This window comes from Empedobacter sp. UBA7252, from assembly GCF_002472765.1.
GTDB lineage: Bacteria > Bacteroidota > Bacteroidia > Flavobacteriales > Weeksellaceae > Empedobacter > Empedobacter falsenii_B.
The window spans coordinates 13,803-26,641 of sequence record NZ_DKSQ01000029.1 but is presented as its reverse complement, the minus strand read 5'-3'; the positions used below and the strand labels follow the sequence as shown (position 1 = coordinate 26,641).

The following is a 12,839-nucleotide window of genomic DNA, read 5'->3' as shown; positions in this document are numbered from 1 at the left end:
TAACAAAAAGCAAAATTAAGGATTTTTTAATTAATTGTTAAAAGATTAACACGTAAAATTAATCATATTACAATTTTAAACTTAAATTCTTATGATTTACTCCTTATTAAATTAGTTATTATTTAAATTAAAAATATGTTCTAAAATTCTTTTATCAGCAAGTGTAAAAGCAATTTTTCTTCTTTCCATCATTTTTTCTGCAGCTTCACAAGCTTTATCAAAATTAAAAACAGGAGCGTCTGATTGTCCACCCCAACTATAATGTTTAATCATATTTGGTGGAAAACCTGATTGAAAAACGTTCGCACAAATTCCAACAACTGTACCAGTATTAAATTGTGTATTGATTGCAGATTTAGCATAATCGCCCATTATTAAACCACAAAATTGCAAACCTGTTTTTACAAATCTTTTTTGGTTATAACTCCATAACTTTACTTCTGCATAATTATTTTTCAAGTTTGAGTTATTTGTATCCGCGCCTAAATTGCACCATTCTCCAATTACAGAATTCCCTAAAAACCCATCATGTCCTTTATTTGAATATGCTATTAGGATTGAATTATTTAATTCACCACCAACTTTACAAAAAGGACCAATCGTACAACCAGCATATATTTTTGCACCCATATTTATTTTTGCATGCTCGCATAAAGCTAATCCGCCACGAATCATAGAACCTTCCATAATTTCGGCATCTTTTCCAATATAAATTGGACCTTCTGATGCATTCAAAATAGAAAATTCAACTTTCGCACCTTCTTCAATAAATATTTTTTCAGGAGCTAAAACTTGGTTGGTTGTAGATATTGATTGAGAAGTTCTTCCTTTTGTCACCAAATCAAAATCAAATTCAATTGCCTGGAAATTGTAAGTAAACAGATCCCAAGAATGTTGTAGATGAATTACTTCATCTTCAAATTGAATAATATCTGATGTGATTTTTGGAGTTTCTTCAGTTGATTTAACTGCTACAAGTTGATTGTCAAAAATTAGGGTTTGGTTTGGTTTTAAATTCTTTATCGCTTCAATTAATTTTTCATTCGGAAAAAAAGTTGGGTTGATAAATGTATTTTCTGTTTGAAGTTTAGCAGGAAATTTTTCTTGCAAATAAGGTTTCGTTTGATAAGAAACCTCTGTATTTAGTATTTTTTCCCAACGTTCTGCAAAACTCAATATCCCCATTCTTAGGGCAGCTACAGGTCTTGTAAATGTTAGGGGCAAAAAATCTTCCCATTCTTCGCCATCAAAAAGAACTATGTTCATTGATCTATGAATTTGTGCAAATTTAAAAATAATTATTTTATAAGTCGATAATATCAATATAGATTCTATCGACAGCCCTCCTAAAATAAATCATTCAAAATATTTGGTTGATGTAAAAAGGTCGTCGTAATTTTAGGCACATTTTAAAAACATTTTTCATTTTGAAATCAGCTCCGATTCATTTTGGTTCAATCGCATATATATTAGACGATTACCTTGCAAATAACACTTTTTCTTCTATCTTCTTTTTGGTAGATGAGAACACTCATGTGCATTGTTTACCGCTATTATTAGCCGATTTGGACAATATTTCTGCTTACGAAATCCTTGAAATTGACTCTGGAGAAGAAAATAAAAACATCGATACTGTAACTAATCTTTGGTTAGCATTAAGCGAGTTGGGTGCAGATCGTCATTCATTAGTTATTAATGTTGGTGGTGGAGTTTTAACCGATATGGGAGGTTTTATGGCTTCTACTTTCAAGCGTGGAATCAAATTCATCAACATTCCAACTACGTTATTATCGCAAGTTGATGCTTCTGCTGGTGGAAAAAATGGAATTGATTTGGAAGGAATGAAAAACATGATTGGGACATTTACACAGCCAGAAATGGTGTTAGTTGATCCTAAATTTTTGTTGACATTAGAGCAACGTCAAGTAAAATCTGGCTTAGCCGAAATGTTAAAACATGGTTTAATCAAGAACCGTGATCATTGGGATAATTTGGTGCAATTACCTTCGCACGATGCCGAATCTTTAGCTCCTTTTATCATGGATTCTATTCATATCAAAGAAAATGTGGTTGATAATGATCCATATGAAAAAGGTGAACGCAAAATTTTAAATTTTGGTCATACAATAGGTCATGCTATAGAAAGTGAATCTTTAGAAACTGATTTTCCGCTTTTACATGGAGAAGCAATTGTAATCGGAATGATTATTGAGACATTCCTTAGTTATGATCAAGAATTAATTTCTAAAGCTGATGTGGAAGAGGTTTGCGAAAGTTTTTCGTCAATGTATGCATTAAATACAATTGATATGAAAATTTTTCCGAACTTAATGGAATGGATGAAACACGACAAAAAAAATCAAAACAATTCAATCAACTTTAGTTTGATCAACAAGATTGGAAATTGTCGTTATGATGTAGTTTGTACTGAAGAAGAAATCAGACAAGCTTTTGAAAAATATAATCAATGGATTGCCTAAAAAAATATACTTCTTTTTTTGTTGTTGGATTAATAATGAGCCTTATGGCTGCTTGTACATCTCAACACAAGAAAGAAGATGCTAAAGTAGAACAACCTTCAAACACTGTTACGATGAACGAAAAACCTCAATTCAATATCAATAAGTCAAACGAAGAATGGAAAAAAGAACTTTCTTCTGAAGAATATTATGTTTTAAGAGAAGCTGGAACAGAACGTCCTTTTACAGGAAAATTCAACATGCATTTCGAAAACGGAATTTATACATGTAATGCGTGTGGAGAAGAATTGTTTTCTTCTTCTTCTAAGTTTGATGGACATTGTGGTTGGCCAAGTTTTGACAAAGAAATAAAAGAAGGGAAAATTGTAGAACGTGTAGACACTTCGCACGGAATGAAGAGAACAGAAATTCTTTGCGGAAATTGTGGAAGCCATTTAGGACACGTTTTTGATGACGGACCTACAGAAACTGGTTTACGTTATTGTGTGAATTCGCTTTCGTTAGATTTCAAACCTGTAAAATAAAATCAAAAAGCTGTTTCGACAGCTTTTTTAATGCAAAAATACTTTATGAAAATACTTCGTATAATTATCGTTCTTATCTTATTGTTATTAATTTATAACGGTGTTTACAATTACAATTTAATGGTGAATATAAGAACAACCGATCGCCCGATTAATCCATTACGCTACATCTTTTTCGGTTTTTATTTCTTCTTAATTCTATTGAATTTGATTGAATATATTCGAGGAAAATTTACTTACGGATCATTCAAAAAAGTAATCTATTATTTGATTTTCGCTGGATATTTAGCGTGTATTTTCATGTTCAAATACAACGATTATCATATTCCAGGCTTACCACTTTTGGGTTATTTCACATTGGTCGGAACTACCTTATTTATGTTGAGTCAAATCATCAAAAACAAACCACCATACAAACGCGTAAAAAAATAATTTTTCGTAATGAGTTTGGTTTTGGATAGAATTACCTTCAAACAAATTAATCAATTAGCGATTCCTACTATTTTTTCGGGGATTGCCGAATCTCTTATTACCTTAACCGATATTGCGATGGTGGGTAATGTAAAAGAATATTCGGTCGAAGCACTTGCTGCGACTGGTTTAGTTGGTTCTTTTCTTTCAGGAATTATCTGGATTGTTGCCCAAACCAAAACCTCTATTTCGTCTTTGGTTTCGCAAAGTTTTGGAGCAAATAAATTGGAAAGTCTCAAAACTTTAGTTCCGCAAGCGTTGTATTTCAATCTATTTTTGAGTTTACTTATCTTTATACCAACGTATTTTTTTGCACAAAATCTATTCGAACTATACAATGCAAAAGATTTGGTTCTTCAATTTTCGGTCGATTATTACAAAATCAGAGCATTTGGTTTTCCATTAACACTTATTTCGCTCACTCTTTTTGGAGCATTTAGAGGAATGCAAAACACCGTTTGGGCAATGAAATGTAGTTTAACAGCTGCTTTTGTTCATGTGTTTTTAGACTATATTTTAATTTTTGGAGTAAATGGAATAATTCCTGCTTATCATATCAAAGGCGCTGCCTATGCAAGTCTTATTGCACAATTGATAATGGTAATTATGGCGTTTTACTACTATTTCACGAAAACTTCATTTGGGTTAAATCCAGGAAAAACCATTCATCCACTTTTTAAGAAATATGTCAACTTAAGTTTCAATTTTATTTTACGAACAGCTTCGTTGAATGTTGCATTTTTTCTTGCCAATTCTTACGCCACCGATTATGGAAAAGATTATATCGCCGCGCAAAGTATTTTGATGAATATTTGGTTATTCTTTTCATTTTTTATTGATGGTTATGCAGGTGCAGGAAATGCTATGGCAGGACGATTACAAGGCGAACGAAATTATCCTAAACTTTGGATTTTAAGCAAAGATATTTCCAAATATTCTGTTTTAATTGCGTGTATTTTAATTACTATTTGTTTCATTTTTTACAATCAAATTGGGCAAATTTTCAATCAAGACCCGAATGTTTTGACTATTTTCAACTCTGTATTTTGGATGGTTTTATTAATGCAACCAATCAACACATTGGCTTATATTTTTGATGGTTTTTTCAAAGGAATGGGCGATGCAAAACTCTTGCGAAACAACTTAATTGTCGCAACATTTCTTGGTTTTCTACCAACCATTTATCTTGCAGATTACTTTGGTTTAAGTATTTATGGAATTTGGATTGCATTTGGCATTTGGATGTTTTTACGCAGTTTTCCGTTGATATATATTTTTAGAAAACGAGTTTTGAATCAATAAAAAAAGTCGCACAAGAGCGACTTTTACAATTTATCTAAATTCTATTTTTCTTAAGGTGTAGAAATAGAAGCTTGTTGAATTTTTCCGTTGAAATAAATTTTAGAAAAACGAGTTCTATCAAGCTAAAATTATTTAATATTAAACTGTAAATCTCTCTCGATAGAGTTATTAAGTTTCTTTAATTCTTCTTTCTTTTTAAGTTTTTTTTCTTGATCAATCTTTGCATTTTCTCCCGTTTTTGCAGTGATAACTTCTGGATTTTCTTTATAATCTTTGATATATTTTACAAATTCAGATTTTTGCGAATTAATCTTATTAAAATCCTTATAAATCGGATATTCAACATCATCTTCGTTTTCTTTTATACTAATTGGCTCAAAATGAAAGTAACCTTTAGAATCTTTTATATCCAAAATTAAACCTGGTAATCCATGAAATTTGTAAGGCCCATAAGACACAGGAATATCTTCTGTATACCAAGCTTCCCAAGTTCTATCAAATAAATTTGTTGTAGCTTTTTTTACTTTATAATTATTGATTTTCTTTTCTTCATTTAATAATTTCCATGAAATTTCTGGTACATTGTCTTCAAAACTATAATTTAGACGATTAACCGAAGATTTGATATAATAAAGATTAGAATCATTTCTAAAATATAATCTCAAATCATTATTTGGAGACGTTTTCATCTGCAAAAGATCATTTATACTAATCTTATTTTTAATTAAATCTGCAATATTTCCATCTGTTGTATCAGCAATAAACAAATCATTAGATAAAAATGTATAGCCCAACTTATTTGTATGGAGAATCATTTCATCAACTTTTATATCTGACTTATTTAAAGAATCTGGAATAAAATTGAAATTATATTTGACTAAATAATTAGAAGGTTTTTTGCAGCTAAAAACCGTAGCTATTAAAGCTATCATCGCGATTAAATATCTCATAAAATGTTAATTTATTACAAGATATAAAAAAAGTCGCACAAGAGCGACTTTTACAATTTATCTAAAGTCTATTTTTCTTAAGGTGTAGAAATAGAAGCTTGTTGAATTTTTCCGTTGAAATATTTCCAACCATTCAATCCAAAATCTACCAAATATTCGGCCATTTCATCTGGTTGTAAAGGCGCAATATATCCCGGAAACGCTTCTTCTAACATTTCTGTTTGTACCGCTCCCAAAGCTACTGCATTTATTCTTGGTCCAAGTTCATTCAACTCCTCTGCTAACAATTCAGTCAAATTAACCGTTGCAGATTTTGAAGACGAATAAACAGACAAACCAGGAAATTTCACTGAACCTTGTACAGCTCCCATTGTCGAAATATTAACTACATGAGAAGATGTATCAAATTTTGGCATCAAAACTTGTATCAAGCGATAAGGTGCCATAAAATTAATCTGCCAAGAAGTTAACAAATCCTCTTGTTGAATTTCTATAAATGGTTTGTTGATACAAACTCCTGCATTATTGTACAAAACATCTACTTTATTCCAAGATTCCACAGCTTTCAAAACTTCTGAAATCTCATCAAAATTAGACAAATCAACATCGATAAACTGATATTGATTTTCTTTTGCAAACGCCGTTAATTCCTTCAATTTATCTACATTTCGAGAGACTGTCAACACTCGGTTTCCTAATTCCAAATGTTGTTTTGTCAATTCAAAACCAATTCCTCTACTCGCTCCCGTTACAATTATATTTTTCATAGTGTTGTACAAAATTTACAATTTCTTCTATCGTTTCAAACTTTATTCCTTCAAAGATGATGTTATTTTCTGTGATTTCAATATGATTTTCCGCATTATTTTCAACAGAAATTCCATTCCGAATTAAGGCATTTTTTACCCAAAAAGCCAATTCCGAATTTCCTTTTACACCAATCGTTTTAGAAAATGATTTTTGTGTCGAAAAGCGATTATTTTTTTCATCATATATCAGGTTTTGATTGGATAACTTCTGAATAATTTGATGTTCAAAAGCCATTTGTTCTGGAATATTTTCGAAAAGATTTCCATTTTCAATCCACCAAATTTTATCCGCTTTCTCTAAAGCAAAATCAACTTCGTGTGTGATCATTAGAAATGATTTATTCGTTTTCGATTTTAATTCATTCAGTAAATTGAAAATTCGATATTGATTCGCTAAATCTAAATTAGAAGTCGGTTCATCCAAAATCACCAATTTCGCATCTTGACACAATGCACGCGCAATCATCACCAATTGCAATTGACCTTCACTAATTTCATTTGCAAATTGATTTGCTAAATTTGTAATTCCGACCAATTCTAATACCTCATCAATTAAGTTTTGTTCTTCCTCAGAAATCTTTTTCAAAACCTTGTGATAAGGCAAACGTCCCATCGCAACCAATTCCGAAACTTTAATCTTTGGAACAATTGACAAACGTGGTAAAACAACCGCAATTTGCTGTGCTATTTCTTGAGAAGATAATTTTTTGATTGAATTATTTTCTAAATAAATTTCTCCATTCAACGTTTTCTGAAAGCCTAAAATTGAATTAATCAACGTTGATTTTCCTGCACCATTTTTTCCTAAAACAGCAACTAATTCATTCGAATTTATAGTCGCATTTATAGCTAAAACAATTTCTTTAGAACCATATCCAACTGAAACATTTTCTAATTTCAAAATGGTATTTTTCATCGAACTTCGTTTTTATTATTCAACAAAATACTAATGACAATTGGCGCACCAAACAACGCTGTAATAATATTAATCGGTAAAGTTCCAAACGGAAAAACTTCTGTCAAAATCGAAAATAACAGCATAAAAAATATACCCGATACGAAAATCCATCGGTACAAAATTTTCATATCACCTGTTCGTAATAATGTTCTGCAAATATGTGGAACTGCCAATCCTATAAAGCTAATTGGTCCTGCAAAAGCCGTAGCTGACGCCGTTAATAATGCTGTCGAAACTAAAATCGTAAAACGTAATTTTTTGATATTAATTCCTAATGATTGTGCATATTTTTCGCCCAATAACAAGGCTGTAATTCCACGTAAAGCAAATAATGAAATGATGATTCCACTCAAAACAAATAAACCAAAAACGCTTAATTGTTCCCAAGACAATCCGCTTAATGAGCCAAATCCCCAAACTAAATACGCTTTTATTTTATCGGAAGGAGCAAAATATTGCATCATGCCTATTAATGCGCCTGCTAAACCTGCAATCATAAATCCTATAATCACCAAAGATGCCGATGATTTGACACGAAATGATAATGAAATAACCAAAAACAACGCAACAATTGCGCCCAAAAATGAAGCTATAATTGTAATCCAAGGATTATTAAGAAATTCTTCTAAACCAATCATCGAAAAAAGAAAAATCACAATCGCAACGCCTAAACTTGCCATCGAAGTTATTCCCAAAACAGAAGGTTCTGCCAACGGATTTTTGAATAATTCTTGCATTAAAAAACCTGAAATTGGCAACGAAATTCCGACCAATAAAGCAGTTAATGATTTTGGTAAACGAAAATTAAGAACAAGATTATGCAACATTTCGTCTGAGTGACCAGAAAACACATTAAAAATTTCGATGAAAGAAATCGAGACTTTTCCAACACTTAAACTCAAAACAAAAAGTAAAAGTGTTAGAATTATTAAAACAAAAAATAGTGGTTTTTCTTTCATCAAGACAAAGATAGAAATTCTAATAATTTCTTAAAGTTTAATTGTGAATTGGTTTTTATTGAAAATTAATGATTAGTTTCGTTCCATGAATTTTAGAAGTTTCGTTTTAATCATCTCTTCAATTTTTGTGCTACTTACACCATGTAGCATTAAAGCTTCTATTCATACGATTTTGGACGTAGAAAATGTTCATCAAACGAAAACTTCTCAAGTCAAAATTAATCAAAATCATTCGAATTCATGTTCGGTTGTCAAGTTTGAAACGATTAAAAAATCGACAAAAAATCTTGATGTTCCGAATTTTGATTTACCAGATTCATCTATTCATTTCATTGGGTTAGCACGTTCTTCATTAATCGAAGAAGATATTGATTCGAATGAAATTCAATCACCAAAAATACCTTTTTATCTGTTGTATAAGCAATTGAAGTATTCGTTGATGTCTTAATTTTCCTTAATTAATTTAGACAACAATATTCAATCACTTATATAAAAATTCATGCAAAATAAATCTGTTTTATCAATGGGTAATGCTGTATTGGCGTTACGTTTAGTCATTGGTTGGACGTACTTTTCTGCCTTTTGGAGGCGTTTAATTTTAGAAAATAAACTCGATCCAGAAGCTGCGGGTTATATTGGCGAAAAATTCAATCATTTTTTACCAAATGCCCTTTTCATCAAACCACTTATTCAATATTTAGTCGAAAATCCTGAAGCGTTGCTTTGGAATATGTGGATTTTCACCATTGTAGAAGGCGTTGTAGGCTTACTCTTAATGCTTGGTTACAAAACACGAATCATGAGTATAGCCGTTTTCTTTTTGGCAATAGGAATTTTACTTGGTTCCGGCTGGATTGGTACAACTTGTCTGGATGAATGGCAAATTGGTGTTTTAGGATTAGCTGGAGGTTTTACGCTATTTCAGGCTGGTTCAGGAAAAATTTCGTTGGATTATTTTTTCAATAAAAATCAATTTATTCAACAAGAAAATAATTGGAATTCAATTTCAATCAAACAGTATAGACCTTATTTTGTAGGTTTTAGTTTTTTTATTTTATTCGTTACTTTGTTTACAAATCAGGTTTTTCATGGTGGAGTTTACGGGACTTTACACAATAAATCTGTCAAACCAAAAGTGGAAATATCTAATTTGAAACAATATCAAAACAAGGTTTCATTTGATGTAATGCGAATAGAAGGCGCTGATGTTTATGGCTCTTTTTTAATCCAAATTGATTTTCATAATCATCAAAATGAAATAATTGAAAGTTTGGATATGCAAGAGTTATCTAATTTGGACAAACAACAAATTTCGAATTATTATGTATCAAAAGTTACACCGCACAAACACAGTTTGGTGTTACCTTTGGGAGCGAAAGCAAATCTGAATTTTGATATTTCAGACAAAATTCACAAAGTAGTTTTAACCGATATAAGCGGATTACAATGGGAACAAACAATAACAAATTTATAGCAATGTTAAAAAGAAATTATTCAACAATTATCATAGGTGCGCTGGCTTTGGTCTTACTTTTTGTGCCAGAAGCTAAAGCAATGATGCAACAAGGTTTAATGAAATTAGGCTTATTTGAACCGAAATTAGAAAAAATTGAACCAACAACTCAACCAAAATCTGAAGCAAATTATACGTTCGAAATGGTGTATGCTGACGGAAAAGCAATCAACATGGAGGATTTAAAAGGTAAAGTTGTTTTCATGAATTTTTGGGCAACTTGGTGTCCGCCTTGTATCGCGGAAATGCCATCAATTCAAAAACTTTATGATAAAGTAAAAGATGATAACGAAATCGTTATTTTGACGGTTGAAGTAGAAGGAAAACGTGATAAAGTAGCAAAATTTATGGAACGTAAAAATTTATCGTTGCCTGTAGTTTATCCAAATTCATCTATTCCTACTGAGTTTTTTAATGGTTCGTTACCAACAACAGTTATTTTAGACAAGAAAGGAAATATTGCACATACAACAATGGGAATGGCGGATTATTCTGGACAAGATATTGTTGATTTCTTAAATGAACTGAAAGCGATGGATTAATCATTCAACATCATCTAAAAACAAAAAGCTTCAAGAAAATTCTCGAAGCTTTTTATGTTTTATACTATTTATATTTCTAATAAACTAACCTCAATCCTACACCGAATCCCATATCGCTATCGTAATGAGTTCTGATGTGCATATTTCTGTTCAAGATATAGCTCAACTCGCCCATATATTCTTTATCTGTATTCCACATAAAACCAGCGCGAACTCGTTTTGAAATTGGAATATCCTCTCTCATCAGTTGCAAACGAACTTTTCCTGTATGATAAATTTCGGTCTGAAAATCAATTAACATTGGTAATTTATACACAAAACCAGCACTGAATAATCCTTTGTTTCTATCTGTTTTTTGACCAAAAATATTCTTTTCTACAATTCCGTGGTCTGTTAACATTTTGTGTTGATTCCAATCAAAACCTACAAAAACTTGAAACCATTGATTTCGATCAATAAAACGTCCCAAATGTGTTTCTACTTCATAACCGTGTTCTGGTTTGTAACCAATTCCCCACTCCGAAGTAAAAGCCCAACGTGCATCTTGCACCATCAACATACCATCTAAACCATTTGTAGCGAAATCATTTTCTACCATAACATGCTTCATGTTACTTTCCATTTGCAACATTTTATAGGCATGTTTTTTATTTGGTAAATTAGGATTTTGATAATCTCCAACCTCAAAAACACGGTTCATTCCGCCCATCATGTGATACAAAATATGACAATGGAAAAACCAATCACCTTCTGTATTTGCCTCAAATTCGATGACATTTGTTTCCATTGGCATAATATCCAACACGTTTTTCAACGGAGAATATTCACCATTTTTATTAATGACACGAAAATCGAAACCATGTAAATGCATCGGGTGACGCATCATCGAGTTGTTGTACAAGGTAATACGCAGAATTTCACCTTTTTTCACTAGAATTTTATCCGATTCCGAAAACACTTTGTTATCCATACTCCACACATAACGATTCATATTTCCTGTTAATTCGAAACGCATTTCTTTTATTGGAGCATCTTTCGGAAGTGTTGTGTTTTCAGGCGCTTTCAGCATTCCATAATTTAAAGTGGTAATGTTTGAGGATGTATTTCCATGCGAAGAATGATCCATTTCAACCATTTCTGAATGATTTTCAACAGAATCTTTCTTTGATTTTTTAGATTTCTTTTTCGCTTCGCCAGAAATTTCAGGATACATCACAGTGTTCATGTCCATTTGCTGTAAGCTCATTTTCATTCCCATATCGTTCATTGTTCCGTTCATATTCATCATGTCGTTCATCATCTTCATTCCTTCAAAATACTTCAATTTCTGAAGTGGTTCCATCAATTGTTTCTTTCCTTCACCAATGAACAACGAAGCCGAACCCGTTCTATCCTCAGAAGTTGCCTGAAATTCATACGACAAACCACCTTCAGGAACCGTCACCACCACATCATAGGTTTCGGAAACGCCAATAATCAAACGATCAACCTCTAAAGGTTCTACGTCATTTCCATCATTTGCTACAACCGTAATTTTGCCACCTGCATAACGCAACCAAAAATAAGTGGATGCACCACCGTTCGAAATTCGTAAACGTACTTTATCACCAGCTTTGAATTGTTTCAGTTGACTTTCATTCTGCGCATTTATCAAGAATTTTTCGTAATAAACATCGCTTACATCCATTGCCAGCATACGTTTCCATTCGCTGGTAATTTTTGTTTTGAAATGACCTTCACGAATTGCTTCAGCATAACTTTGCGTAGAACCTTTTTTGATTCCCGCCCAATCGTTTGCATTGTGCAACATTCGCTGAATATTTTCAGGTTTCAAATCAGTCCATTCGCTCAACATCACAGGAATTGTAGGTAAATCATCAATTCCTTTTCGGAAAGTTGGATCGTTTTCGCGTTTCTTCAAAATCATCGAACCGTACATCCCGATTTGTTCTTGATACCCCGAATGACTGTGGTACCAATGCGTTCCGTTCTGAATAATCGGAAATGAATACGTGTACGTTTCACCAGGTTTGATTCCCATCTGCGTCAACATCGGAACTCCATCTTCCTTATTCGGCAACCACACGCCGTGCCAATGCAACGAAGTATCTTCATTCAATTTATTATGTACTCGAATTACCGCTGTATCGCCTTCCGTAAACTCTAAAGTAGGCATCGGAATTTGACCATTTACTGAGATTGCTCTTTTCTCTTTTCCAGAAAAATTAACAATAGTATCACGTACATATAAATCATATTCTACACGTTTTTGAGCCTGTAAAGCAATCGTCGAAGGAACTAAAAGTAAAAAAAGTAATTTCCTCATGTGAA

At 32.1% G+C, this 12,839-nt stretch carries 13 protein-coding genes; 7 read left to right on the top strand and 6 right to left on the bottom strand.

The annotated features are described in order from the left end of the window. Positions 1–111 precede the first annotated feature (111 nt). A complete protein-coding gene (locus tag B2X73_RS04340; protein ID WP_291095819.1) occupies positions 112–1,266 on the bottom strand; it encodes a GlmU family protein in 1,155 nt (384 codons plus the stop codon). Positions 1,267–1,427: 161 nt separating this feature from the next. Here B2X73_RS04340 and aroB point away from each other — a divergent pair, with 161 nt between their 5' ends. From aroB to B2X73_RS04320, 4 genes are read left to right on the top strand one after another with little or no spacing between them, the layout of a single operon-like run. Then, positions 1,428–2,480 carry a 3-dehydroquinate synthase gene (gene aroB / locus B2X73_RS04335; RefSeq protein ID WP_114999381.1) on the top strand — a complete coding sequence of 351 codons (1,053 nt, stop codon included), beginning with the start codon at positions 1,428–1,430 and terminating at the stop codon, positions 2,478–2,480. After that, positions 2,468–3,004 carry a peptide-methionine (R)-S-oxide reductase MsrB gene (gene msrB / locus B2X73_RS04330; RefSeq protein ID WP_125350119.1) on the top strand — a complete coding sequence of 179 codons (537 nt, stop codon included), beginning with the start codon at positions 2,468–2,470 and terminating at the stop codon, positions 3,002–3,004. The genes aroB and msrB overlap by 13 nt, the downstream gene beginning before the upstream one ends. 45 nt (positions 3,005–3,049) lie before the next feature. After that, positions 3,050–3,436, top strand: coding sequence for a hypothetical protein (locus B2X73_RS04325; RefSeq protein ID WP_147279964.1), 387 nt, complete (start codon positions 3,050–3,052; stop codon positions 3,434–3,436). A 9-nt stretch (positions 3,437–3,445) separates the two neighbouring features. Further along, entirely contained in the window at positions 3,446–4,777 is a 1,332-nt protein-coding gene (locus B2X73_RS04320) for an MATE family efflux transporter (RefSeq protein WP_291047454.1), read from the top strand. A gap of 128 nt (positions 4,778–4,905) precedes the next feature. Here B2X73_RS04320 and B2X73_RS04315 read toward each other — a convergent pair whose 3' ends face one another. From B2X73_RS04315 to B2X73_RS04300, 4 genes are all read right to left on the bottom strand, one after another. Continuing rightward, positions 4,906–5,727 carry a GLPGLI family protein gene (locus B2X73_RS04315; RefSeq protein ID WP_291047451.1) on the bottom strand — a complete coding sequence of 274 codons (822 nt, stop codon included), beginning with the start codon at positions 5,725–5,727 and terminating at the stop codon, positions 4,906–4,908. Between the two features lie 77 nt (positions 5,728–5,804). Continuing rightward, positions 5,805–6,494: an SDR family NAD(P)-dependent oxidoreductase gene (locus B2X73_RS04310; RefSeq protein ID WP_291047449.1), complete on the bottom strand. Its 690-nt coding sequence runs from the start codon at positions 6,492–6,494 to the stop codon at positions 5,805–5,807. Further along, positions 6,463–7,452, bottom strand: a complete 990-nt coding sequence (locus B2X73_RS04305; RefSeq protein WP_291047447.1) for an ABC transporter ATP-binding protein — start codon at positions 7,450–7,452, stop codon at positions 6,463–6,465. The genes B2X73_RS04310 and B2X73_RS04305 overlap by 32 nt, the downstream gene beginning before the upstream one ends. Then, positions 7,449–8,453, bottom strand: coding sequence for a FecCD family ABC transporter permease (locus B2X73_RS04300; RefSeq protein ID WP_291047445.1), 1,005 nt, complete (start codon positions 8,451–8,453; stop codon positions 7,449–7,451). Before B2X73_RS04300 ends, B2X73_RS04305 begins: the two co-directional genes overlap by 4 nt. Positions 8,454–8,538: 85 nt before the next feature. Here B2X73_RS04300 and B2X73_RS04295 point away from each other — a divergent pair, with 85 nt between their 5' ends. From B2X73_RS04295 to B2X73_RS04285, 3 genes are read left to right on the top strand one after another with little or no spacing between them, the layout of a single operon-like run. Then, entirely contained in the window at positions 8,539–8,901 is a 363-nt protein-coding gene (locus tag B2X73_RS04295) for a hypothetical protein (protein WP_180906144.1), read from the top strand. 51 nt (positions 8,902–8,952) lie between these two features. Next, positions 8,953–9,927 (top strand): TQO small subunit DoxD, encoded by a 975-nt coding sequence (locus B2X73_RS04290; RefSeq protein WP_291095817.1) that lies wholly within the window; start codon positions 8,953–8,955, stop codon positions 9,925–9,927. 2 nt (positions 9,928–9,929) lie between these two features. After that, positions 9,930–10,508: a TlpA family protein disulfide reductase gene (locus tag B2X73_RS04285; RefSeq protein WP_291051097.1), complete on the top strand. Its 579-nt coding sequence runs from the start codon at positions 9,930–9,932 to the stop codon at positions 10,506–10,508. A 76-nt stretch (positions 10,509–10,584) separates the two neighbouring features. On the opposite strand, the gene B2X73_RS04280 is transcribed toward B2X73_RS04285, so the two are convergent. After that, positions 10,585–12,834 carry a multicopper oxidase domain-containing protein gene (locus B2X73_RS04280; RefSeq protein WP_286496078.1) on the bottom strand — a complete coding sequence of 750 codons (2,250 nt, stop codon included), beginning with the start codon at positions 12,832–12,834 and terminating at the stop codon, positions 10,585–10,587. Between the last annotated feature and the right edge of the window lie 5 nt (positions 12,835–12,839).